Here is a 23,395-nt window from a genome sequence, read left to right as displayed (position 1 = left end):
ACGCTGAAATGATGGCAAGCCGCCATTTAGAACCTTCCAGCGAAAATTTCACTAGTCCTGTGGAAGATAAATGTATTAGATTTCGGTAATTTTCGCGTAAGCCTAATTCTTGCATTGTGTATCTATAATAGAAATCCTGGTTATACTTCTTCTTAAAATTATTATAAAAAAACATGCATATAATAGTATTTCTCTATTATGCATGTTTAATTTTATATTAATTATAAGCAACTTGCATTTAATATATTATTTATTTCCCTTAAGCATTTCTCCAATTGCAGCTATGCTTCCAAGAGATGATAATGTTTCATTTGGTAATATAAGCTTATTAGCTGGATTATTAGCCATTTCCTTAAGTGCTTCAACTTGCTTTAAGGCAATAACAGTTTCATTAGTTCCAGATTCAATAATAGCTTGATTTACTTTTCTTATAGCTTCCGATTCTGCTCTAGCAATTTGTTCTATAGCCTTTGCCTTACCTTCTGCTTCTAGTAATTGAGATTCTTTCAAACCTTCTGATCTTCTTATATTAGCTTGTTTTTCAGCTTCTGCAGATAATATTTTTGCTTGTTTTTCACCTTCTGCTTTTTCAATTTGAGATTGTCTTAAACCTTCAGCTTGAAGAATCATAGCTCTCTTATCTCTTTCAGCTTTCATTTGCTTTTCCATTGCTTGTTGAATCTCTGCTGGTGGCACTATGTTTTTAATTTCAACAGAAAGAATTTTTATTCCATATGCATCTGTTACTTCGTCAATAATACTTAAAAGTTCTTGATTTATAGCATCTCTTCCTGATAAAATTTCATCTAATGACATGTTACCTAATATATTTCTCATATTAGTTGTAGCAGAATATACTATACCTGATTGGAAGCTTTCAATATTATAAACTGCATCTCTTGCATTTAAAACTTTATAGAAGATAACATTATCAACTAATATTTTAACATTATCTTTAGTAATAACTGATTGTGGTTCTACATCTAAAATTTGTTGTTTAGTAGAAATTCTTTTTCTTACAAAATCTACGAATGGAACAATAAAATGTAACCCTGGCTCTAATACTCTATGAAATTGTCCAAATCTTTCCACAACATATAAATATCCTGTATTTACAACTTTAATTGATGATAGCACTACTGCTAAAACTAGCAATAAAATAACTCCAAAAACTATAATAGCACCCATAACTCTAATCCTCCTGAGTCTTTCTGATTTTTAATTTAATTCCTTCTATTCCTGTAATGATAAACTCATCACCTTCATGGATTTTTTCTCCTTCATTAACAACAGTCCAATATTCTCCGTTTACTTTCACTTGAGCTTTATCACTAATTTCCTTTTCACTTTTCATGACCTTACCAATATAGGTTTCTTCCATACGTGGTAAGTTCATATGTGCAACTTTAAATTTTTTCTTCAGCAATGGATAGCCTACTGATAATGAAATTATGTTCAATATTGCAAAAACAATTACCTGCGCCATAAAGGAAATTCCTAAAACTTCACATATTGCGGCTGCAACAGCTCCTACTGAAAATAGCATAAAGCAAAAATTACTGGTTAATATATCTATTGCAAATGCGCAAACAGCAACAATTAACCAAAATGCAATTAAACCGTCCATACCTTCTCCCCCCTAATAATAAATACTTACACTCACTAAATATATAATAACTAAATATGATAATTTAGTGAAATGTATTAAACTAATTATACCTCTAAATGCCTTTTTATTCAAGGTATTTTTCTCTATTAAATAAAGTATTTTATAACTCTTCCCAATTTTATACTGGATAATTGCAGCTATTATACCAATATTATGTTGTCAAATTAATAATATTCTACTGCAACTACTCCTTAAAAATTCCTCATTCACTAATTATAAGTTTCACATAAAAAATTATATTTTCATCCTTTACTTCAGCCCATATTTCTCCTCCATGTAACTCGATTATACTTTTAGATATTGCAAGACCTAATCCACTTCCTCCTGTAGCTTCTGATCTAGATTCATCAGTTCTATAGAATCTATCAAATATTTTTTTAAGCTGCTCATCATTTACATTTAAACATCTGTTTTCCACTGATACCATTATATATTTTTCTTCACTCCATAGGCTAACTCTTACTTCTCCCGGTTTAGGCACATAGCGAATAGCATTCATTAAAAGATTTTCAAATACCCTGGCAATCTTATCACCGTCTACCTTAGCTGATATTTTTTTACTCCAGGATTGTTTTTTTATTACTACATTATTTTCTTCACATATTACATAAAGTTCCTCTATAAGTTGTTCTAACAAATCATTTAAAGAAACCAGTTCCAAATTTAAACTTATTCCTTTGTTATTTAATTTTGTATACTCAAAAAGATTGTTAATAAGCACTTCCAATTTTTCCGACTTATTATATGCTATATTAATAAACTCACAAAGCTCTTTTTCATTTTTGTATTTTCCTTCTCTTACTAACAATAAGTATCCTTTAATAGAAGTAAGAGGAGTTCTTAAATCATGAGATACATTTGTAATAAGTTCTCCCTTTGTTTTCTCTGCGTTTCTTTCTCCTTCAATACTTCTTTTCAGTTCTTTTGCCATAGAATTTATATTATCAGCAAGCTTTGCTAGCTCATCTTGCCCTTGTATTTCTATATTATAATCTAAATTGTTTTTAGCTATTTGCATAAGTCCATCAGAAATTTTTTCGATATATCTCATTTTCTTCATAGTCAAGAAATAAAATAACGCTATAAAAGCAATCAATCCTTGAATTATAGATATAGGCGAACCACTAGGTCTTACATATGAAGTTTTTGCTAAAGGCATACCAGTTACTATTAAGTAGGTATCTTTATCAGAAAAATTTGCTCCATCAATCTCCACATATTCCTGTACCTTATTTAATACAACTCTCTTTTTAGTTATACCATTATCTGTATCAATTACAGTTGAATTATTATAATTCTTTCTATATTCTGAAGCTCTTTTTATTATCTCATGTATATTTAGTTCATTTTCTTTTGCATTGGATGATTTATATAATATCTTTCCATCAATATCTGTCAGATATAACTTAACTGTATCATTATTTGCATTTATCGCTTCAGCAGATTTCATAATCTTATCTATATCTTGATTATTCGTTACATTTAAAGACTTATCTTTGAATTTTTGTTTCATATATTCACTGGCATCCGCTATACTTTGTATACCACTGCTATAATCTATTTCTTCCATAACATTTTTTTCTTTATAATAACCATCATAAAAACTGGATACAATAGTAGCTGCAAGCAAGCACATTCCAAAGGCTACCATCAATTCAAGACGTATGCTTTTACTTATCTTTTCCCTAACGAAATAATAAAAACTAAATAACCTATTAAACCTCCTTCTATTTTTCAATTTTATATCCAACTCCCCATACTGTTTTTATATACTTTGGTTTTCTAGTATTCTCTTCAATTTTTTCTCTTATTTTTCTTATATGTACCATAACTGTATTTTCAGATTCATAAAATTTATCCTTCCAGACACTTTCATATATCTTTTCAGCACTAAATACCATTCCTTTATTACTTGCAAGAAGTTCCAATATCTCAAATTCTCTTTTAGTTAAATTTATAATTTTATTTCCTATTTTCACTTCATGACTAGCTTTGTTTATAATCAAGTCATCAACTTCTATTACTTCTTCTGTTTCTATAATTTGAGTATTGTTTAATTTTGTATATCTTCTAATTTGTGACTTTATTCTTGCGATAAGTTCTAATGGATTAAAAGGTTTCGTTAAATAATCATCTGCTCCCGTAGTGAGTCCAAGTATCTTATCCATATCTTCACCTTTAGCAGAAAGCATGATAATTGGCATATTTTTATCTTCTCTTATTTTTAAGCATACCTTTATTCCATCCATTTCTGGCATCATTATATCAAGCACTATTAAATCTATTTCTTCTGTTTCTAAAATCTTCAAAGCTTCTATACCATTACCTGCTTTAATAACTTTGAATCCTTCATTTTCTAAATATATACTTATTAAATCTCGTATTTCTTTTTCATCATCTACAATAAGAATCGTTTCTTTTATCATTTTCTTACTCTCCAATTGCTTTATATTATTAATTTTCATAAACCTTATATTCTTATAAATTATATCAAAATAAATAAATACATTTGTTATAATTAAGAAAAAATTAAGATTTCTCACATTTTTATCTTAAGATTTTATTAGTAAACTTAAAATAACAAATTTATTAACAATTAAAGGAGTGGTTGTATTTTGAAACCTTCAAAAAAACTCGCATTATTTTTTTCACTCATGCCTGGAGCCGGGCACATGTATTTAGGACTTATTAGACAGGGGATTCAGTTAATGCTATTATTTTTTGCTATTATGTTTATGTCACGTTCTTTCGATATGGATTTTCTTGAAATTTTCCTTCCAATAATATGGTTTTATAGCATTTTTGATGTGAGATCAAAGAGTAAAAAAGAAGATCCTTTAGTAGACGCTGATTTACCTCTTTTTGCAGATGTGGCATCCATGAAATATTTTTCAAACGAAAATTTAGTTGAAAAATATATAGCTTATATTCTAATACTAATGGGAGTTTTTTCAATGATAAATAATTTTTTAATTCCTATATTAAGTAAATATATTGATTATTATTATATAAGATATGGTAAATCCTTAGTTATCTCTATTTTACTTATATCTACAGGAATCTACATGATTAAAAATAAAAAACTTAAATTAAAGTCAGGTGATAAAGTATGCAATCCAGAAGAGTAGGAACTCTTACCTTAGGCCTTCTATTAATAATTTTAGGAATTCTTTATTTTTTATTTACAATTTTTAATATACCTTTTGAAAAAATGATATTAGATTTTTGGCCCTTGATTTTTATATCTCTTGGGGTTGAGGTATTAGTTCTAAGTAATAAAGCGTTGAAAAATAATATTCCTTTAAGATATGACTTTATAAGTTTTATTCTAATTGCAATAATTATAGCCTTCTCTTTTTGCACTTTTACAGCTAGTAAATTTCTAGGGGTGTTCTTAGATCCAAGTTCACCTTTACATTATAGATATCACATATACTAATGTGATATCTATAATTATGTATATGAATAAATTTGATTTTCTTTTGATGATATTGTTTCATTTGACAATTAAACCTTGAACCTTGATAATTGCTATATAAAGTTATTTTTCAAGGAGTGATTACATGGATTTTATAAAAGTTGCTGCTGCTTGTCCTAAAACAAAAGTTGCAGACGTTGGTTATAATGTTGAAAATATTTTATTATGCATAAATGATGCAGTTAAAGATGGAAATAAATTTATAGTATTTCCTGAACTTTGTATTACTTCATATACTTGTGGAGATTTATTTTTGCAAGAATACTTAATCAACAAAGCTTTAGATGGTCTTAAACAAATCATAGATAAAACTAGTAATATGGACATCTTAATTGCTGTTGGTGCTCCATTACTTTATGATTGCACACTATACAATTGTGGATTTTTATTATTCAAAGGACAGATTTTAGGAATAGTCCCAAAATCATATCTTCCAAATTACAGTGAATTTTATGAAAAACGATGGTTTACTGAAGGCTTTAACATAGAAAATGAAAAAGTAGACTTGCCTTTCCAAAAAGATATTCCATTTAGCACCAATTTAATTTTCTCATCAAATATTGCTGATTTTGGAATTGAAATTTGTGAAGACTTATGGGTAGCAATTCCACCTAGCTCATATCTTTCACTTATGGGTGCACATATAATTGGAAATCTTTCTGCCTCAAATGAACTTGTAAGTAAAATGGATTATAGAAAAAGTCTTATATCTAATCAAAGTGCTAGAACAATTAGCAGTTACATATATTCCTCTGCTGGCGTTCACGAATCTACTACAGATGTATTATTCAGCGGGCATTTATTAATAAGTGAAAATGGTTCATTATTAAGGGAAAATAATAGATTCCAAAGAGAAAATGAAGTAATCTCTTCAATTGTTGATGTATTTAGATTAAAGGCAGAAAGAATGAAAAATCTTAGTTATAGAGATTCATCTAGATTCTTAAATAAAAAGCCTAATAAGATTAAATTTGAATTTACTGATGTATCGGTTAATACTTTTGATAGATTTGTAGATAAGCATCCTTTCGTACCTTCTTATGAAAAAGAAAGAGAAGTAAGATGTAAGGAAATATTCAATATTCAAGCTGCTAGTTTAGCTAAAAGATTAGAACATACTGGTTCTAAAAAAGCAGTAATTGGAATTTCTGGAGGCTTAGATTCAACTCTAGCACTGCTCGTAATAGTTAAGACTTTTGAATTGCTTAACTTAGATAAAAAGAATATTGTAACAATTACTATGCCTGGCTTTGGTACTACTGATAGAACTTATAACAATGCAGTTAATTTATGCAAAGAATTAGGCACAGATCTTAGAGAAATAAATATAGTTAAAGCATCTCTTCAACATTTTGAAGATATCGGACATGATAAAGATATTCATGATGTTACTTATGAAAATGTTCAAGCAAGAGAAAGAACTCAAATCTTAATGGATGTTGCAAATAAGGAAAGAGGTCTTTTAATAGGTACTGGTGATTTATCTGAACTTGCTCTTGGCTGGTGCACTTATAATGGTGATCATATGTCAATGTATTCAGTAAATCCTTCTATCCCTAAAACTCTTGTCAGATATTTAGTACAATATGTAGCTCAAAATGAGTCTACTGACATCATATGCAATACCCTTATGGATATATTAGATACTCCTGTAAGTCCAGAATTATTGCCAAAAGATCAAAATGGTGAGATAGTTCAAAAAACAGAAGATATTGTTGGTCCTTATGAACTTCATGATTTCTTCCTATATCATTTTATTAAGCACGGCTCTACAAAAGAAAGAATATTCTTCCTAGCTAAAGCTGCATTTAAAAATGATTACTCTGAGGAAGAAATACATAAATGGCTTGAGAAATTTATGTTCAGATTTTTCACACAGCAATTTAAGAGAAGTGCACTTCCTGATGGACCAAAAGTTGGTAGCATTTCTTTAAGTCCAAGAGGTGATTGGCGTATGCCATCTGATGCTGCTCCATGGAAGTAAGTTGCATTTCGCATTCCTTTTAGAGGAGAAAGTTCCGAATTACGCTTCGCGCTCTTTTTATAGGGTAAAGTTCCGAATTACGCTTCGCGCTCTTTTTATAGGGTAAAGTTCCGAATTGCGCTTCGCGCTCTTTTTATAGGGGTGGAAATTTTTTTTGAGTAGTGCTAAAATAGAGGTTATTAAATAACAATGGCAATAAGCCTATATAGATTTGGAGGAATACAAAATGGGGAAAAAAGCTGATATAGACTGGGGTAAATTAGGATTCGAATACATGAAAACGGATCTTCGTTATATTTCAGTTTGGAAAGATGGAAAATGGGATGAAGGTAAACTTACTGAAGACAATATGGTTTCAATAAGCGAAGCTTCAACTGTTATTCATTATGGTCAAAGTTGTTTTGAAGGTCTTAAGGCCTATACAACAAAAGAAGGAAAAATACAATTATTCAGACCAGATTTAAATGCGGAGCGTATGAATGAAAGCTGTGATAAGCTCCTTATGCCGCACGTGCCTGAAGAAAAATTCATCGATGCTGTTATGCAAGTTGTTAAAGCAAACGAAAAATATGTACCACCTTACGGAAGTGGTGCAACTTTATATATCAGACCATATTTAATGGGTGTTGGTCACAATATTGGTGTTAAACCAGCTCCAGAATATATTTTTGGTGTATTTTGTATACCAGTTGGACCATATTTTAAAGATGGAGTATCACCTTGTAACTACATAGTTCTAGACGATTATGATAGAGCTGCACCTCACGGTACTGGAGGTAATAAAGTTGGTGGAAATTATGCAGCCTCTTTACAAGCACATGCTGTAGCTGCTGAAAAAGGATTTGCTGATTGTATCTACTTAGATCCAGCAACTCATACTAAAATAGAAGAAATTGGAGCTGCAAACTTCTTTGGAATAACTAAAAATGATGAATTTATAACACCTAAATCACCATCTATTTTGCCTAGTATAACTAAGCGCTCACTTCTTTATATTGCAGAACATTATTTAAAAATGCCTGTTTATGAAAAAGAAGTATTAATAGATGAAATAGATCAATTTAAAGAAGCTGGTGCTTGTGGAACAGCTGCAGTAATTACTCCAATTGGTGGAATACATTATAAAGATAATTTACATGTGTTCCACAGTGAAACTGAGGTTGGTCCTATAACTCAAAAATTATATGATCTACTTTTAGGAATTCAACTTGGCGATGTTGAAGCCCCTAAAGGCTGGATATTTGAAGTAAAATAATTATTGAAAATGGAAATAGAGAAAAATCATTTTTTAAGTGATTTTTCTCTATTTTTATTTATTTAACACCCATTATAATTCTAAATTTTTATAACTGACATACGATAATATAATTACAAATAATATTTTTAATATAATTACTAATGTGTTAAGGAAGTGATAATATGTCTGATAATAAAATTAGTTCTATTAATAAATATTCTGTAAGTAGTGTTTCTAAAATTTCCACCAATACTTCCATAACTAAAAGACCTTATGATGGTACTTCATTTTCTTCAGGAAAAGGCAATGATAACTCAAAATCCTTTAAGCGTACTTTAAAATCATCAACTAAAAAAGATCCTTCTACTGAAGAAACTCATGATTTTACTAACTTACTAAGTAGTGAATTAAATGATAGATCAATTTTAGATAGTAGAGAAACTTCAAGAATTATTAATGTACATCACGACCACACATCTGAAATTAAAAATACTTCTACTTCAGATACTATTTCACCTGAAAAACAAGCAAAGCTTAGAGCTGCAATGACAGTAAAAGTTGATACTTCTGAAATATATAAAAAACTTCAATTACTAAACTCAATTAAAAATGACTCTAATGATTAAAGAAGGCTGTCCATAAAACAGCCTTCTTTATATTTACCAATATATTATATTTTTCAAGTTACACTGCTGCAAATTCATGCAATTTGCTATATTCACCTTGTTTCTTAATAAGTTCTTCATGAGTTCCTTTTTCCATTATTCCAGTATTACCAAGTACAATTATTTCATCTGCATTTCTAATTGTTGATAGTCTATGCGCTACAACTATTGTTGTTCTTCCTGAACATAGTTTTTCTAAAGATTCTTGAATTATATGTTCTGTTGCATTATCTAATGCCGAAGTTGCTTCATCCAATATTAATATTGGAGGGTTTTTAAGAAAAACTCTTGCAATTGAAATACGTTGTTTCTGTCCACCAGATAGCTTAACCCCTCTTTCACCAATATACGTATCGTAACCTTCCGGTAAAGTATTTATAAACTCATGTATATTAGCCATTTCAGCAGCTCTTATTAGTTCCTCTTCTGTTGCATCAAATTTTCCATATAAAATATTGTCTCTTATAGTCCCTGTAAACAAAAATACTTCTTGTTGCACTATACCAATATTTTCTCTAAGCGAATCTAATTTAACATCATAAATACTCTTATTATCAATTAGGATATCACCATTATCTATTTCATAAAATCTAGGAATAAGATTGCATAAAGTTGTTTTTCCTCCGCCTGATGCCCCAACTAATGCTAACATTTTTCCTTTCTCTATCTTAACAGAAATATTCTCTAAGACTTTCTTACCTTCATAGCTAAAATCAACATTTTTAAATTCTATTTCTCCTTTTACATTTTCAAGTTCAACTGCATTGTCCTTATCTTTTTCCCTCTCAGCATCCATAATCTCCATATATCTTTGAAAACCAGTTATTCCATTTTGAAATTGTTCCATAAAATCAATAAGTTTCTTTATAGGAGTTATAAATATCTTTATAAACAGCATATAAGCCATAAAATCCCCAACATTTATAATCCCAATAAACGTAAATATTCCTCCACCAATTAAACCAACATAACTTAGTATATCCATTCCAAAACCAGCGCCTGAAGAATATTCAGCCATAACCTTATATGCTATTTCTCTTGCCTTAATAAATTTAGCATTACCTGCTTCAAATTTTTCTTCTTCTGATTCATGACTTACAAAAGCTTTTGATATTTTTATCCCTGAAATACTATTTTGCAAATTTGCATTTACAGCTCCAGTTTTAACTTTTGTATCGAGGAATGCTTTATTCATTTTCTTTCTCTCATATAATGTGAACCAAACAATAAGTGGTATAAATGCAAAAATCAATAATGTAAGAGGAATATTTATTGTACATAATATTGCAAATGATCCAATAAGCATGACAATAGATATAAATAAATCCTCTGGACCATGATGAGCTAACTCTGAAATATCCATTAGATCATTTATAATCCTAGACATTATATCTCCAGTTTTATTATTATCAAAAAAACTATTTGGAAGTTTTTGAAGATGTTTAAAGATATGTCTTCTCATATCCCCTTGCATCCTTACACCAACAACATGTCCCCAATATTGCATAAAATATCCGCAGGCTGCTTTAATTAAAAAAATAATTAAAAGCGTTACTGCAAATGTTTCAATCATTCTAACATCTCTATTTGGAATTGACTCATTAATAAGATCTCTCGTCATTATTGGATAAACCAAATCACATAGAGATGCTATAAATGCAACTATTAAATCTAAGGTAAATAACACCTTATAAGGTTTATAAAACGAAATAAATTTTTTAATCAATAATTTTCACCTTTCTTTCTGAATAAAATCTTAATAGCTTGTATATAATTTACCATAATACATAATTTCAAAAAAAGGTGGTATGCGTATTTTATGAAAAAACTATATTATATAAGTAATTTTATTCTAGCAATTGTCTTACCCTTAATTTCAATTAATCTAATAATAAATAAATCTGACCCTAATGATTTTTTCCCTTTAATTTTTATATGCCTAGGTCTTTGCAATACCACAATTGGTATACAATTACTAAATGCAAACAAAAAAGTTTTAAGCTTTTCTAATTTTATATTAGCCAGCTTTTTATTTATTTTAGTTGGAAGCAAATTATATCTATACAACTAATTAGATTATTTTTAGTATTTCTTCTTTACAATTTTCTAAATCACTACTAAACCGTCCTGCTATTATGACAGGTTTGTTGCTAAAAACAAATATATTTCCTTGGAAATATATAGCTTCATCTAAATCATGAGTTACTAATATAACCATTCTCTTTTCTTTATTTAATAGATTTTTAAACTCATCAATTATAGTATATTTTAATTTATAGTCTAGAGATTTAAATGGTTCATCCATTAAAATTATTTTTGATGGTTTTCCAAAGGCCCTTGCGATATTAATCCTTTGTCTCATCCCACCACTTAACTCATTCGGATACTTATTTTTAATATCATAAATTCCAACTAATTCTAAAACCTCATCTATTTTAGCATCCAAAATAGAACTATCAAAATACTTTTTTAATGTCAGTTCTAAATTTTCTTTAACATTAAGCCATTCTATCAATCTATCTTCTTGAAATATATAACTTATGTCACTTAAGGCTGCTCCATTTATTTCTCCACCTTGTATATCAATAAGTCCTGCTATTATATTTAAAAGTGTACTTTTTCCACAGCCTGATTTTCCTACTATGCAATTTATATTATCATCAGAAAATTCTATATTAAAATTTTTTAAAATCTGTTCGCTTCCATAAGCTTTATTTAAATTTCTAATATTTATATTCATTTATTCCACCTATATATCTTCTTCTTCAAGAATTTATTTATTATTTCTAAGACCAGAGATATAATAACAATAATTACAATCCATGCAAAAATTCCTGGTGTATTAAAATTGACTTTTTCTAGTTGTATCTGAGATCCTATTCCAAATTTAGGCTGTCCATGAACTTCTCCTGCTATAACTACTTTAAAGGTTAAAGAAAAAGTTGATACAAAAATACTCATAAAATAAAATTTCATTACTGGAAAATATATTTTTCTTATTTTATCAATTAAGCTAACTTCATATATCTTAGTCATATCAATTATTTTCTTATCTATTTGCATTAAATTATTTCTTATTCCTTCATATAATATTGGTAATATAATAGCAAAACCAACTACATAAGGAGTTTTTTCCTTATCAAACCACACTAATGAAAGAACAACTAAAACCATCGTAGGAATTGTTTTTCCAAAGGAATTTATAGGCTCCATTAAATATTTAAAAAAGGGATACACTATTGAGAGTACCCCTAAAAGCATAGACAAAAGCAAAGCTGCCACATAGCTAAATACAGTTCTATAAAAACTACTTGAAACAATTAACCAAAAGTTTTTATTATTAACAATTTCCTTAGTAGCTTCAACTACTTGTTCTATCCTTGGTATATATATATCATTATTTACTTCTATAGCTATTAACTGCCACATTCCTATGAAAAATACACATGATAAAAAAGTATAAAGTTTACTTTTCCATGAATATTTCGTCATCTGGCACTTTTCCTCCTATAGTCTTAGGATCAAAACCATTTAATTTTTCAAAATATGTTTTGTATTCTTTTATAGAATCCTTAATATCTGCATATTTTAAATTTGCTCTATCCACTGCTTTAATTACTACTGGCTTTTTAGCTGAAACACCAATTTCTTCACAGTAAGCTCCTAGAGTCTCTTTATCTTTATTTGCCCATTCCTCTGCTTCTTTAACATTTTTTAAAAGTTCCTTCACGAAATCCTTATCCTTTTCACATAATTCCTTTTTAACTATAATTGTAGATTGAGGATATCCATATTGTGAATTATTTACTTTTTTCCATTCTTCATTTAAATCTATAAATACTTTAAACTTATCATTTTTAGCTTGAACTGTAGATAATGCTGGTTCTGGAATTACAGCATATTGAGTCTTTCCAGCTAAAATTATTGGTGCAAGCTCATTAACCGAATTTACATAACTGAAATTAACATCTTTGTCAGCATCTATCCCTTTATCCTTAAGAATTGTTCTTGTAATTATATCTGGTGTTAAGCCTTTACCTATATTGTAAACTTCTTTTCCTTTTAAATCATTTATAGTTTGATTTTCGTTAGTTGTTCCTATATAGAATGATCCAAAACCTATAGTTCCTGCTATTTTATATCCTTGATTTTTATTATAAACTGTAGCTGCAACATTAGAAGGTACTATTGCCACATCTGGCTCACTCTTCATGACACTTGTAACTAAATTATCAGAACTTTGTTCTATTGTATAATTAATGTTATATCCTGATTTAATTTCCGGTTTATCCTTTATAAGTTTTGCTACGGCCATAGCTGTAAGTCCATCTGGTGTGATAAATTTTATATCTTTCGTTTCTGTTGCCACTTTTTTAGTTTCATTTTGACCAGAATTACCGTTTCCACAACCTGCAAATGTTAATATAGATAATATCATAACTAGCATTAATGATAATCTCTTTTTCATTTATTATTCCCCCTTGATATTAATTTACCTTAAAAGTAAGTAATAAAATTATTATATAGCAATTATACTAAATAATAGTTACTATTATTTATAATATCATAATAGACCAAAAATACAAATTTCACTTTTATAATATCTTATCAATTAAAATCTATTCCAACACAAATAAAGACATGTTAATCATTTTTTCTTAAAAACATGTCTTTGTATACTCTACTTTTCTAAAAAAAATATCTATCTATATATATCCACAATCATGCCCTGTATTTCATCTATCGTTGCAGCTATATTTATATTTTCTCTTTCATCTGAAAGAAGACCTTGAGTTAGTTCTTCTAACTTACCATCAATCGTATCAACAGTTACAAAATACTGTGTTTGCCAAAAACTAATATCTTTTTTAGTTTCGTACATAAATTTTAATATTGATTCTAAATACTCTTTTATCATCTTCTTATACATAACTACATCGACATACGTTTTAGTCGTAATAAGTTTATTCCCTCTTTTTTTGATATCATCTATCATTTTATTAAGCTGTTCTTCAGATTTCTTTTGTCTTTCTTGATTAAAACTTCTTGAAAAATCCTTCTTTTCTGAAACAACTTTTCTTTCAGATGTAACCGTACCTCTTCTTACTCTTCCAATTTCCATATCTTCACCTCTTTCTTAACTAAGGTATTTTACAACATATATCAAATTTCGAACATAATTAGACTTTTGTTAATTATTAATATAAATTAAGATTATATTTCTCAAATCAAGAAATCCTGAAATGATTTCACCATTAAATAGTATTTCTTTCAAAATACAAAGATTTCCAAATAAAATAAACATTCATTTATAATTGAGCATAAACATTAATAATTGCAACATACATAATATTATGTAATTAATTATATCAAAATTCTACTTTTTTCTCTAGTTATATTACAATATTGTACTATTTTAATTATGAAATTTTATGAATATTGCCAAAGTTTTTTTATAAAGAATTTTATAGTTGAAACGAATACATAACTATACTATAATCAATCTATAAAAGGGATTATAGGAGGTATAAACATGATAGTAAAATGTATAGATAATAATCTTTGTTCAACACTTACTCTAAGCAAAGAGTATATTGTAATAGAGGAAGCACCTGAATATTATGTAATTCTTGATGATAAGAATGAAGAAACAACTTGTAGAAAGACTAGATTTGAAATTATCGAAGATGGTGGTTTAACTAAAAAAGCTAAAGCTACTATTACAGAACTAAATTACCAATTGGAAAATGATCTTAAAGATGTTAGACAATTCACAATTAGAAAGAATTCTCAAGGTGAAATCAAAGAAATATCAATAAAATTCAAATACAATTAGTTTAGTAATTTTAATTAGAGAATTTGTATTTCAAGTAATTATGAAGCACAAATTCTCTAATTTTTTGTTTTATCATTAATTTGTATACTTAAATCAACAAATTAACCTTATATTCCTCAAGCCATATATTTACTTGAATTAAATATGCAAGTAATTGTGGTCCTGTCATTAACTGTCCATACCATGGTACTTTATAAGACGCCCCACGCGTTTCTATTATTTCTCTCACTACTTTTTCATCGATGATAGCATGAATTGGTGATGATTTTTTATTTAAAATTTCAGTCATCATTTTGCATACTATATCAGTATATATTGGATTATGAGTCTTTGGATACGGACTCTTCTTTCTATATATAATTTCCTCTGGTAGTATTCCTTCAAGAGCAGCACGTAGTAATCCTTTCTCTCTGCCTTTATACAATTTTATTTCCGCTGGTAAATTAAAAGCATATTGAACTAATCTTATATCTGCAAAAGGTACTCTTACTTCTAAACTATTTCCCATACTTACCCTATCTTTTCTATTAAGAAGATTTACCATAAACCATTTTAAATTTAAATATGATATCTCCTTCATCCTATAATCTCTTTTACTTTCATTATCAAGATGAGGTACTTTGCTCAATGATTTTTCATATTGAGCTCTTACTAATTCTTCAAGCTTCATATTTTTTAATTCTTTATTTACTATAGCTTTCCTATCATTTACAAATCTTGCCCAAGGAAAAGTATCTAAGTAAAACATTTCATCTCTAGTAAACCATGGATATCCACCAAAAATTTCATCTGCACATTCCCCTGAGAGACCTACTACAAAATCTTTACGTATTTCCCTGCAAAATAATAATAGTGAAGAATCAATATCTGCCATACCAGGCAAATCTCTTGCTATAACTGCATCCCTAAGCGCTGAAGCTAGATCTGAATGATTTAAAACCACTTTTCTATGATCACTGTTAATAAATTTTGCCATCATTTCTGCATAAAATTCATCCGAGGTAGGTTGAAATAATGATGCCTTAAAATACTTATCATTATCTTCATAATCAATTGAATAAGTTGTTAGCTTTTTACCCTTCTTTTCAAACTCTTTAGCTGCAATTGCTGAAATTGCAGATGAATCTAAACCACCTGATAAAAATGTACAAAGTGGTACATCTCCTACCAATTGTCTATTTATTGCATCAATTAATAATTCTCTTGTATGCTCTATAGCTTCTTCTGGTGTTTCTTTAAACTCTTCTGCCTTAACACTCCAATACTCCCAAACCTTAACATTATTATCTCTAGTAATCAAAAGACAATTTGCAGGAGCTATTTCTTTAATATTTTTATATACTGCACTTCCAGGAATAGTAGCTGGTCCAAGGCCAAAAATTTCTGTCAATCCTTGCATATCAATTTCTCTTTTAATTCTTGGATTTGCTAAAATTGTTTTTATTTCTGAACCAAAAACAAGAGTATTATTATGCATAGTATAAAACAACGGTTTAACTCCCATTTGATCTCTAGCTAAAAAAACTTCATTTTTATCCTCGTCAAAAATTCCAAAGGCAAAAATGCCAATTAACTTATTAATACAGTCTTTTCCCCAACAAATGTAGGCAGTAAGAAGTACTTCTGTATCAGAATAAGAATTAAAACTAAACCCCTGTACTTTCAATTCTTTTCGCAAATCTTCAGTATTGTATAACTCACCATTATAAATTACTGTATATTTTCTTCCTTCAAATATTTTAGTCATCGGTTGTGTTCCACCTTCAGGATCAACTACAATCAATCTTCTATGCCCCAACAAAACATTAGGAGAAATATAATAGCCTTTTGCATCTGGTCCTCTCTTCTCTAATGTTTTTACCATACTTTTCAATATATCTGTCTCATTAATTATATTTTCTTTAAAATTTACTAATCCAGCTATACCACACATTTATTTCACCTTCCAAAAGTATTCATACTTATAAAATATGACCCAATATGTATCTTGTGCAAAACTCTTATTTAAATTCCAAAAGAAATATGAATACAATTCTTTATATATCACATACTACGAATATGATAATTTCATAAAAGAGAGAAGGTAAGATAAATTGAATGTCACAGCCAATTACCAAGATAATATACAGTTAATCCATTCACATTTGGCAATTGATAAAACTTTTGATATTGTTGAACGTCCATTTGTAGTGGGTGGAAAGAATGCTGTTTTGTATTTTTTAAATGGATTTATTAAAGATGCTATCATGCAAGATATACTAAAATCTTTTTTTAAAATCCCTCCTGAAACTATGAACTCTTATAAGACTATAAATGATTTTATAAATAATCAAGTTCATCATGTATCTGTTAAAAGTGAAAGTAATTTGGACAAAATTATTTTAGCATTATTAACCGGCCAAACTATAATGTGCATAGATGGTTATGATGCCTTTATACTTCTAGATTTGCGTACTTATCCAGGTTCTGATTCATCAAAACCAGAAAAAGAAAAAACTTTACGCGGTGGAAGAGACGGCTTTATTGAAAAATTAGTGTTTAATGCTGGTTTTATAAGAAGAAGGATTAGAGATCCTAGATTAGTTTTTGAAATACATCAAATAGGTGATGTATCAAAGACAGACGTTTGTCTTGCATACATAGATGGAGTTGCAGATCCTAGGGTACATGATTTAATAGTTAATAGTTTATCAAAAGTGGATATAAAAGCCTTAACACTTTCCGATCAAAGTTTAATTGATGTTATGTGCAGAAAAAATTGGTTAAATCCTCTTCCAAAGGTAAGATATACGGAACGGCCTGATGTTGCCTCAGCACATATAGTTGAAGGTAAAATTATAATTATTGTAGATAATTCTCCAAATATTATAATTCTTCCAACTGGAATTTTTGATTTTTTACAAGATATAAACGATTATTATTTTCCATTATTTACCGGAAACTATTTAAGAATTATACGTAATTTAGTAATGCTTGCAACTATATTAATAACTCCATCTTATTTACTTTTTGTCAATGGAAATATATTTCTTCCATCTTTTTTTGATTTTCTAAAACCTCAAGATTACTTTGCTATACCTATATTATATCAATTTATACTCTTAGAATTTGCTGTAGATGTTTTAAAATTAGCAGGATTGAACACACCAAGTCCTCTTGGCAGTGCAATGTCTTTAATTGGAGGTTTGATTCTTGGTGAATACGCAATAAAAACAGGCTGGTTTATTCCACAATCAATATTATATATGTCTATAGTAACACTGGGAGACTTCACACAACCTAGTATTGAAATGAACTTTGCTTTAAAGTTTGCAAGAATGATTTTATTGGTCCTTAGTGGCTTTTTCGGCTTCTGGGGCTTTATCGCCGGTATAGCATTAATATTATTTGTAATGGGTAGTACTAAAACAATAGCTGGTGATAAATATTTTTATCCATTAATACCTTTCAATTGGAAAGCGCTAAAAAACTTATTATTCAGAACGCGAATATCAAAAGATGTACAATAATAATTATAATATTGAAAATAGAAAGTGACGAGTTAAATTCCGAAACTCGTCACTTTCTATTTCTAACTCTTATTTTATAAAAGTTTTGTTCCTTCTTTATCTTGAGTAATTAATTTCTCCTTCATTAATCCGCCTAAAGTCATCTTAAAGTAATTCTTGCTTGTATTAAATTGCTTTTTTATGTCTTCAGGAGAGGACTTGTCATTAAATGGCATAAAGCCTCCATTTTCTCTTAAATATTTAAGGATTTCCTCACTTAATTCACTTCTTGCCTCTAATCTCTTCTTTCTAGTTGTTACTCCAATAGTACCATCTTCATAAATCTTTTTAATTCTTGCCTTAATTTCTTGACCTGGATATATATAATCAAAATGTTCATTAGCCAGTATCAACCCTCTATATTCACCATCTATTGCAACATTTAAAGTTCCATTTTCACATGTATCATAAACAATAGCATTTACCTCATCTGAAACCTTGTATTTTCCTTCTTCTGCAAGAGCTAGATATTGATCTATTCTTGTAGTTGCTGCCAATCTATCAGTTTTATCTACATACATATAGAATAAATATTTTTTTCCTTCTTTAAGCTTAAAACCTTGTTCTTTTAATGGAACAAACAAATCTCTCTCAAGTCCAAAATTTACAAAAGCTCCGATATTATTTTGGCTAACAACTTCTAAGTAAGCAATTTCCCCTACTGTTAAAAGTGGCTTTTTTAAAGTAGAAATTAATCTATCCTGTGAATCTCTATAAACAAACACTTCTAACTTATCGCCTTCTTTTATTTCATGCCCTTTTGCAGCACTATTAGGGAGCAGTACTTCGTCTCCAAATTTATCTTCAAGATAATACCCGAAATCTACTTTTTTACTAACTTTTAAATTGCAATATTGTCCTACTGCTATCATCTTTGTTTCCTCCATTAATCTAATTTATATTCTTTACTAGCATCGATGTAATTTTTACACGACTTTCTGTTTTCCTCAATTTCTTCTTCTGTTAATTTTCTTATCACCTTTCCAGGATTACCCAAAATTAAAACTCCATCTTCAAATTCTTTATTTTGAGTTATCAAAGTTCCCGCTCCTATGATAGTATCATTTCCTATTTTTGCACCGTTTAATATTATAGCTCCCATTCCAACTAAAACATTATCTTTTATACTACAACCATGTATTATTGCATTATGTCCTATAGTACATCCATTTCCTATAACTACATTATTGTCAAAATCAACATGTACTACACAATTATCCTGAATATTAGTGTTTTCTCCTATAGTTATTGAAGCTGCATCACCTCTAAGTACAGCCCCAAACCAAATGTTTACATTTCTTTCAAGAGTTACATCTCCAATAATTACCGCTGTTTCTGCAACATAAACTTCACTAGCTAAATTAGGCTTTTTTCCTTTAAATTTTTTTATCATTGTTACCACCTCATCAATTCCTAAAGCTATTTTAACATTTCATTAAGTTATTGTCATTATATCAATTTTCATTTGTCACTGATCATTAACCTTATTTAATTTTTCCATTATAATCAAATAACTATTTTATTCCATGATTTATATTTATGAATTGTTATTTGATATTTGCAATATATATATATTATAAATAATTTTTAGGAGTTATGATATTGGGTAGAAAGAAATCATCTGAAAATAATTTTAATATAGATGAATTTAACTTTTATTATGGAATTCCTCATGCTCATTGTGGTTTTTCAACAGGTCACGGAACCCCTATTGAAGCTTTTAACTACGCTCGAAATAATGGCCTCCATTTTTTAATACTAACTGACCATAATAATTATTTAACCAAAAATGTACGATTAAGAGACCATGAAATAAGTAAATGGGATGCAGCTAATTATTTAGCAACACGTTATAATAAAAAACATGAAAACTTTTTAGCAGTAATTGGATTTGAAAGTAAAACCAACCCTTTCGGAGACATTAATATAATAAATTCAAATAGATTTTTTACAGGTACAGTTAATAATATACAATTATTAGTACTTTGGATGCTTAACAATCCGAATGCCTTCATTTCAATTAACCATCCCCATAAAACCATAGAGAATTTAGAATATAATGAAGTTGTAAATAAAATAATAACCTCAATTGAAGTTGGAAATGGATCAGCACCAAACAAGTATATAAGATACGAAAAATACTACTATCATTTGCTTGATAACAATTGGAAATTAGGCGCCATAAACGGGCAAGACAATCACCAATTAAATTTCGGTGATGAAGAAAATTTAACTTGCTTAATTGCCAAAGAACTAACACTTCCTTCATTAGTTAATGCATTTAGGAATCGCCATACATATTCAACCGAATCTAGAACCTTGACTATGTATTTTACAATAAATAATAATTTTATGGGTGATATAATTCCAATAGAAGATCATAACTTACATTTCTTAATTTTTGCTCAAGATTATCTCCATAAAATATTAGAAATAGATATTATCACTGTTGGAGGAAGTATAATAAAAAAGATAACAGATTTAAATTTAAACAAAGTAAGGTATTTATATTATCATGATGCTCTCCCAAATGAGACTTGGTATCTTATAAGAATAACACTAGATAACCATAAGATTGCTATCAGTTCTCCAATTTTTAGAAAATAAAATCACTCTTATCTATGAATAATTCAATCTATACCCTCGTAATTCTATAATTTTTTATACTATAAAATAGTCAATAACTTTAAAATTCACTATCTTAAAGTTATTGACTATCATAATAATACACATAATTTTACTTATTTTTTTTAACTCTATTTGGCTTAGCTTTTGGTCTAATCGCAATTTGCTTTTCTTTCTTTCTAGGTCCACCAGTTTGAATTATATCCATAAACCATAAGAAAAATAATACTGTAAAAATTGATAATGCACTTGAAATATACAAATTGGAATTACCTACAAACATTTGGATTACAAAAAAAACTATTGCTATCCCTAATGGAATCCACTTATTTACGCGTATTTTAGTAAATATATATTTTTTACATAATGCATTAACAGCTAGTATTACTAATAATATTGCTGCAAACATAAGAATGGTTGTTAAAGTATTCATCTCGTAACATATCCTCCTAAATATAGTCTATATGGTTATAATAATTTATATATAAATTATTATCAAGCACTTATGTTATTTATTTTTACACCAAATTATTTTTTTTATATATAATAATACTTAATCCCATCAAATTTTATTAAAATAGCAATATAATAAAATTTATTTTTACAGTTTTATAGTTTTATCTTTAAATTCTCTAATAAATTTGATAAAATATAAAAAAGTATAGTATATAAATAATATGAGGTGATATTATGACTTTAGTCCCAAATAACAATTTAGATGAATTAGATTTACAAATACTTGATTTATTAATTAAAGATTGCAGAACTCCATATTTAGAGATAGCACGTATATGCCATGTTAGTGGAGGTACTATTCATGTCAGAATGAAAAAGATGGAAGACATGGGTATTATAAAAGGTTCTAGAATAATATTAGATTTACCTAAATTAGGATACGATGTATGTTGTCTTGTTGGAATATATGTCGATAAAACGTCTTCTTTTAATTCAGTATTTGACAAAATGTCAAAAATAAATGAAGTTGTTGAATTACATCTGACTACAGGTAACTATTCGATGTTTGCTAAAATAGTATGTACTAACATTACTGATTTGCAAGATGTACTACTTAACAAAATAAATAACATTGATGGTGTACAAAGAACCGACACATTCCTTTCATTATCTCAACCTATTGATAGAAATATTTCTTTATAGAAATTGCGTAATTTATGAATAAAAATATATTTTTTATGGATACTAATATTAGTACTACATAAAGGAGTGTGTTTTTATGAAAATATTAAATGCTATTTCACTTATTTTAATTATTATTGGTGGCATAAATTGGGGACTAATTGGCTTTTTTCAATTTAATTTAGTTGACTTTCTTTTTGGAAGCTTTTCAGCATTATCAAGAATTATTTATTGTTTAGTTGGTCTTGCTAGTATATATTCTATTTCCTTTTTTGCTAAAGAGAGAGTTTATTAATATATCAATTTTTTTACATTAAGAATTCTTTAATTATTTAATAAGAAATTTTTAATGTAAAATTAATGTTATTCCATTAATTTTTGATATATAATATAATAAATTAATAACGCAGATTATATTTATGGGAGGGAAGTATATCCTTGCACACAATGTTAAATTTTAACCTCTACAATCTAATATATTATTTTGTAGTTTATTCTTTTGCTGGCTGGTGCCTTGAGGTTTTATATTATTTTAAAAATGAACGAAGATTTGTTAATAGAGGATTTTTATACGGCCCTTTTTGTCCAATATATGGATTTGGTGTTGTATCACTTGTGACTTTTTTTGATGGCTATAAAGATAATATAATCTTATTATTTTTATTAGCATCTGTTTTTACAACTGTTTTAGAATATTTTACCGGAATGTTTTTAGAAAAAACTTTCAAGACAAAATGGTGGGATTATACTGATGATCCTCTTAATCTCCATGGAAGAGTTTGTTTACCATATTCATTACTATGGGGTATAGGAGAACTTTTAATAATTTATATAATCCATCCTATTGTTGAAAATATTATTGATCTTATACCAAAATCATCAGGTGAAATATTTATTTCAGTCGTTATTATTTATTTAATTATTGATTTTACTTTAACAATAGCTTCTTTAGTGCAATTTGATAAATTATTTTATAGTTTTCAATTTGTACCAGTAAATTTTTTATTTGATAAACCACCATTCTTATTTGGTTTATCAAAAGGTCGAACTATAGATAAAATTAGAACTTTTGAATCTATTATTAACAAATTTAAATTTAATTTAAATAATAAGAACTTAAGACATAACTTTTCAAATTTTTCACCAAAGCCACTAAATCATCTTTTAAAAGTCTTAAAAGATAAAATAAGAAAAGATTAAGGTAATTTTTATCCTT

Annotated in this window: 25 protein-coding genes; 11 read left to right on the top strand and 14 right to left on the bottom strand. The window is 28.1% G+C overall.

Translation table 11 applies throughout. The features are described from left to right. Window positions 1-246 precede the first annotated feature (246 nt). The 4 genes from CSPA_RS05575 to CSPA_RS05560 form a co-directional block, all read right to left on the bottom strand. Window positions 247-1,188: an SPFH domain-containing protein gene (locus tag CSPA_RS05575; RefSeq protein ID WP_015391238.1), complete on the bottom strand. Its 942-nt coding sequence runs from the start codon at window positions 1,186-1,188 to the stop codon at window positions 247-249. Window positions 1,189-1,192: 4 nt separating this feature from the next. Next, window positions 1,193-1,627 carry an NfeD family protein gene (locus CSPA_RS05570; protein ID WP_015391237.1) on the bottom strand — a complete coding sequence of 145 codons (435 nt, stop codon included), beginning with the start codon at window positions 1,625-1,627 and terminating at the stop codon, window positions 1,193-1,195. A 244-nt stretch (window positions 1,628-1,871) separates the two neighbouring features. Then, window positions 1,872-3,407 carry a sensor histidine kinase gene (locus CSPA_RS05565; RefSeq protein WP_015391236.1) on the bottom strand — a complete coding sequence of 512 codons (1,536 nt, stop codon included), beginning with the start codon at window positions 3,405-3,407 and terminating at the stop codon, window positions 1,872-1,874. Then, entirely contained in the window at window positions 3,397-4,092 is a 696-nt protein-coding gene (locus CSPA_RS05560) for a response regulator transcription factor (RefSeq protein WP_390624474.1), read from the bottom strand. The genes CSPA_RS05565 and CSPA_RS05560 overlap by 11 nt, the downstream gene beginning before the upstream one ends. Before the next feature lie 285 nt (window positions 4,093-4,377). On the opposite strand from CSPA_RS05560, the gene CSPA_RS05555 reads away from it, so the two are divergent. The 5 genes from CSPA_RS05555 (at window position 4,378) to CSPA_RS05535 (ending at window position 8,994) form a co-directional block, all read left to right on the top strand. Continuing rightward, on the top strand, window positions 4,378-4,797 hold the full coding sequence (locus tag CSPA_RS05555; protein WP_241393472.1) for a hypothetical protein: 420 nt from the start codon (window positions 4,378-4,380) through the stop codon (window positions 4,795-4,797). Beyond that, window positions 4,779-5,108 carry a LiaI-LiaF-like domain-containing protein gene (locus tag CSPA_RS30460; RefSeq protein ID WP_015391233.1) on the top strand — a complete coding sequence of 110 codons (330 nt, stop codon included), beginning with the start codon at window positions 4,779-4,781 and terminating at the stop codon, window positions 5,106-5,108. Before CSPA_RS05555 ends, CSPA_RS30460 begins: the two co-directional genes overlap by 19 nt. A 124-nt stretch (window positions 5,109-5,232) precedes the next feature. Continuing rightward, the gene (locus tag CSPA_RS05545) at window positions 5,233-7,131 is read left to right on the top strand and encodes an NAD(+) synthase (RefSeq protein WP_015391232.1); all 1,899 of its coding nucleotides are present in this window, start codon (window positions 5,233-5,235) and stop codon (window positions 7,129-7,131) included. Window positions 7,132-7,357: 226 nt separating this feature from the next. Further along, on the top strand, window positions 7,358-8,386 hold the full coding sequence (locus tag CSPA_RS05540) for a branched-chain amino acid aminotransferase (protein WP_015391231.1): 1,029 nt from the start codon (window positions 7,358-7,360) through the stop codon (window positions 8,384-8,386). A gap of 164 nt (window positions 8,387-8,550) precedes the next feature. Further along, window positions 8,551-8,994 carry a hypothetical protein gene (locus CSPA_RS05535; protein WP_015391230.1) on the top strand — a complete coding sequence of 148 codons (444 nt, stop codon included), beginning with the start codon at window positions 8,551-8,553 and terminating at the stop codon, window positions 8,992-8,994. A 58-nt stretch (window positions 8,995-9,052) separates the two neighbouring features. On the opposite strand, the gene CSPA_RS05530 is transcribed toward CSPA_RS05535, so the two are convergent. The 6 genes from CSPA_RS05530 to CSPA_RS05505 all read right to left on the bottom strand — a co-directional run bounded on the left by CSPA_RS05530 (window position 9,053) and on the right by CSPA_RS05505 (window position 14,155). Continuing rightward, window positions 9,053-10,759, bottom strand: a complete 1,707-nt coding sequence (locus tag CSPA_RS05530) for an ABC transporter ATP-binding protein (RefSeq protein ID WP_015391229.1) — start codon at window positions 10,757-10,759, stop codon at window positions 9,053-9,055. A gap of 107 nt (window positions 10,760-10,866) precedes the next feature. Next, window positions 10,867-11,100 carry a hypothetical protein gene (locus CSPA_RS29690; RefSeq protein ID WP_017810800.1) on the bottom strand — a complete coding sequence of 78 codons (234 nt, stop codon included), beginning with the start codon at window positions 11,098-11,100 and terminating at the stop codon, window positions 10,867-10,869. A gap of 4 nt (window positions 11,101-11,104) precedes the next feature. Continuing rightward, a complete protein-coding gene (locus CSPA_RS05520) occupies window positions 11,105-11,773 on the bottom strand; it encodes an ATP-binding cassette domain-containing protein (protein WP_015391227.1) in 669 nt (222 codons plus the stop codon). Then, window positions 11,770-12,525: an ABC transporter permease gene (locus CSPA_RS05515; RefSeq protein ID WP_015391226.1), complete on the bottom strand. Its 756-nt coding sequence runs from the start codon at window positions 12,523-12,525 to the stop codon at window positions 11,770-11,772. Before CSPA_RS05515 ends, CSPA_RS05520 begins: the two co-directional genes overlap by 4 nt. Then, window positions 12,500-13,501, bottom strand: a complete 1,002-nt coding sequence (locus CSPA_RS05510) for an ABC transporter substrate-binding protein (protein WP_015391225.1) — start codon at window positions 13,499-13,501, stop codon at window positions 12,500-12,502. The genes CSPA_RS05515 and CSPA_RS05510 overlap by 26 nt, the downstream gene beginning before the upstream one ends. 234 nt (window positions 13,502-13,735) lie before the next feature. After that, the gene (locus tag CSPA_RS05505; RefSeq protein ID WP_015391224.1) at window positions 13,736-14,155 is read right to left on the bottom strand and encodes a YaaR family protein; all 420 of its coding nucleotides are present in this window, start codon (window positions 14,153-14,155) and stop codon (window positions 13,736-13,738) included. A 411-nt stretch (window positions 14,156-14,566) separates the two neighbouring features. Between CSPA_RS05505 and CSPA_RS05500 the strand changes: the two genes are divergently transcribed. After that, a complete protein-coding gene (locus CSPA_RS05500; protein ID WP_015391223.1) occupies window positions 14,567-14,869 on the top strand; it encodes a hypothetical protein in 303 nt (100 codons plus the stop codon). 88 nt (window positions 14,870-14,957) lie between these two features. Here the strand turns inward: CSPA_RS05500 and asnB are convergent, their stop codons facing one another. After that, window positions 14,958-16,802 carry an asparagine synthase (glutamine-hydrolyzing) gene (gene asnB / locus CSPA_RS05495; protein ID WP_015391222.1) on the bottom strand — a complete coding sequence of 615 codons (1,845 nt, stop codon included), beginning with the start codon at window positions 16,800-16,802 and terminating at the stop codon, window positions 14,958-14,960. A gap of 160 nt (window positions 16,803-16,962) precedes the next feature. On the opposite strand from asnB, the gene CSPA_RS05490 reads away from it, so the two are divergent. Beyond that, on the top strand, window positions 16,963-18,378 hold the full coding sequence (locus CSPA_RS05490) for a spore germination protein (protein WP_015391221.1): 1,416 nt from the start codon (window positions 16,963-16,965) through the stop codon (window positions 18,376-18,378). A gap of 74 nt (window positions 18,379-18,452) precedes the next feature. On the opposite strand, the gene CSPA_RS05485 is transcribed toward CSPA_RS05490, so the two are convergent. Then, window positions 18,453-19,289, bottom strand: a complete 837-nt coding sequence (locus CSPA_RS05485; protein ID WP_015391220.1) for a CvfB family protein — start codon at window positions 19,287-19,289, stop codon at window positions 18,453-18,455. A gap of 14 nt (window positions 19,290-19,303) precedes the next feature. Beyond that, window positions 19,304-19,810, bottom strand: coding sequence for a gamma carbonic anhydrase family protein (locus tag CSPA_RS05480; protein WP_015391219.1), 507 nt, complete (start codon window positions 19,808-19,810; stop codon window positions 19,304-19,306). Window positions 19,811-20,019: 209 nt separating this feature from the next. Here CSPA_RS05480 and CSPA_RS05475 point away from each other — a divergent pair, with 209 nt between their 5' ends. Continuing rightward, window positions 20,020-21,024 carry a CehA/McbA family metallohydrolase domain-containing protein gene (locus CSPA_RS05475; protein ID WP_015391218.1) on the top strand — a complete coding sequence of 335 codons (1,005 nt, stop codon included), beginning with the start codon at window positions 20,020-20,022 and terminating at the stop codon, window positions 21,022-21,024. 130 nt (window positions 21,025-21,154) lie between these two features. On the opposite strand, the gene CSPA_RS05470 is transcribed toward CSPA_RS05475, so the two are convergent. Further along, window positions 21,155-21,475: a hypothetical protein gene (locus CSPA_RS05470; protein ID WP_015391217.1), complete on the bottom strand. Its 321-nt coding sequence runs from the start codon at window positions 21,473-21,475 to the stop codon at window positions 21,155-21,157. 257 nt (window positions 21,476-21,732) lie between these two features. Here CSPA_RS05470 and CSPA_RS05465 point away from each other — a divergent pair, with 257 nt between their 5' ends. The 3 genes from CSPA_RS05465 to CSPA_RS05455 all read left to right on the top strand — a co-directional run bounded on the left by CSPA_RS05465 (window position 21,733) and on the right by CSPA_RS05455 (window position 23,379). Then, window positions 21,733-22,200, top strand: coding sequence for an Lrp/AsnC ligand binding domain-containing protein (locus CSPA_RS05465; RefSeq protein WP_015391216.1), 468 nt, complete (start codon window positions 21,733-21,735; stop codon window positions 22,198-22,200). Between the two features lie 76 nt (window positions 22,201-22,276). Further along, the gene (locus CSPA_RS05460) at window positions 22,277-22,474 is read left to right on the top strand and encodes a DUF378 domain-containing protein (protein ID WP_015391215.1); all 198 of its coding nucleotides are present in this window, start codon (window positions 22,277-22,279) and stop codon (window positions 22,472-22,474) included. A 152-nt stretch (window positions 22,475-22,626) separates the two neighbouring features. Then, complete coding sequence (locus tag CSPA_RS05455; protein ID WP_238915640.1) at window positions 22,627-23,379, top strand: putative ABC transporter permease; 753 nt, start codon at window positions 22,627-22,629, stop codon at window positions 23,377-23,379. Window positions 23,380-23,395: the final 16 nt, after the last annotated feature.

This window comes from Clostridium saccharoperbutylacetonicum N1-4(HMT), assembly GCF_000340885.1.
Lineage (GTDB): Bacteria > Bacillota > Clostridia > Clostridiales > Clostridiaceae > Clostridium > Clostridium saccharoperbutylacetonicum.
This window is presented reverse-complemented; position numbering and strand designations above follow the sequence as displayed.

What these genes read in the sequence shown, in the direction of transcription:
- CSPA_RS05545 (WP_015391232.1), top strand. Translation starts at nt 5,233, where the DNA reads ATGGATTTTATAAAAGTTGCTGCTGCTTGTCCTAAAACAAAAGTTGCA.
- CSPA_RS05500 (WP_015391223.1), top strand. Translation starts at nt 14,567, where the DNA reads ATGATAGTAAAATGTATAGATAATAATCTTTGTTCAACACTTACTCTA.
- CSPA_RS05485 (WP_015391220.1), bottom strand. Translation starts at nt 19,289, where the DNA reads ATGATAGCAGTAGGACAATATTGCAATTTAAAAGTTAGTAAAAAAGTA.
- CSPA_RS05540 (WP_015391231.1), top strand. Translation starts at nt 7,358, where the DNA reads ATGGGGAAAAAAGCTGATATAGACTGGGGTAAATTAGGATTCGAATAC.
- CSPA_RS05480 (WP_015391219.1), bottom strand. Translation starts at nt 19,810, where the DNA reads ATGATAAAAAAATTTAAAGGAAAAAAGCCTAATTTAGCTAGTGAAGTT.
- CSPA_RS05455 (WP_238915640.1), top strand. Translation starts at nt 22,627, where the DNA reads ATGTTAAATTTTAACCTCTACAATCTAATATATTATTTTGTAGTTTAT.
- CSPA_RS05555 (WP_241393472.1), top strand. Translation starts at nt 4,378, where the DNA reads ATGCTATTATTTTTTGCTATTATGTTTATGTCACGTTCTTTCGATATG.
- CSPA_RS05535 (WP_015391230.1), top strand. Translation starts at nt 8,551, where the DNA reads ATGTCTGATAATAAAATTAGTTCTATTAATAAATATTCTGTAAGTAGT.
- CSPA_RS05505 (WP_015391224.1), bottom strand. Translation starts at nt 14,155, where the DNA reads ATGGAAATTGGAAGAGTAAGAAGAGGTACGGTTACATCTGAAAGAAAA.
- CSPA_RS05460 (WP_015391215.1), top strand. Translation starts at nt 22,277, where the DNA reads ATGAAAATATTAAATGCTATTTCACTTATTTTAATTATTATTGGTGGC.
- CSPA_RS05520 (WP_015391227.1), bottom strand. Translation starts at nt 11,773, where the DNA reads ATGAATATAAATATTAGAAATTTAAATAAAGCTTATGGAAGCGAACAG.
- CSPA_RS05515 (WP_015391226.1), bottom strand. Translation starts at nt 12,525, where the DNA reads ATGACGAAATATTCATGGAAAAGTAAACTTTATACTTTTTTATCATGT.
- CSPA_RS05465 (WP_015391216.1), top strand. Translation starts at nt 21,733, where the DNA reads ATGACTTTAGTCCCAAATAACAATTTAGATGAATTAGATTTACAAATA.
- CSPA_RS30460 (WP_015391233.1), top strand. Translation starts at nt 4,779, where the DNA reads ATGCAATCCAGAAGAGTAGGAACTCTTACCTTAGGCCTTCTATTAATA.
- CSPA_RS05470 (WP_015391217.1), bottom strand. Translation starts at nt 21,475, where the DNA reads ATGAATACTTTAACAACCATTCTTATGTTTGCAGCAATATTATTAGTA.
- CSPA_RS05575 (WP_015391238.1), bottom strand. Translation starts at nt 1,188, where the DNA reads ATGGGTGCTATTATAGTTTTTGGAGTTATTTTATTGCTAGTTTTAGCA.
- asnB (WP_015391222.1), bottom strand. Translation starts at nt 16,802, where the DNA reads ATGTGTGGTATAGCTGGATTAGTAAATTTTAAAGAAAATATAATTAAT.
- CSPA_RS05510 (WP_015391225.1), bottom strand. Translation starts at nt 13,501, where the DNA reads ATGAAAAAGAGATTATCATTAATGCTAGTTATGATATTATCTATATTA.
- CSPA_RS05570 (WP_015391237.1), bottom strand. Translation starts at nt 1,627, where the DNA reads ATGGACGGTTTAATTGCATTTTGGTTAATTGTTGCTGTTTGCGCATTT.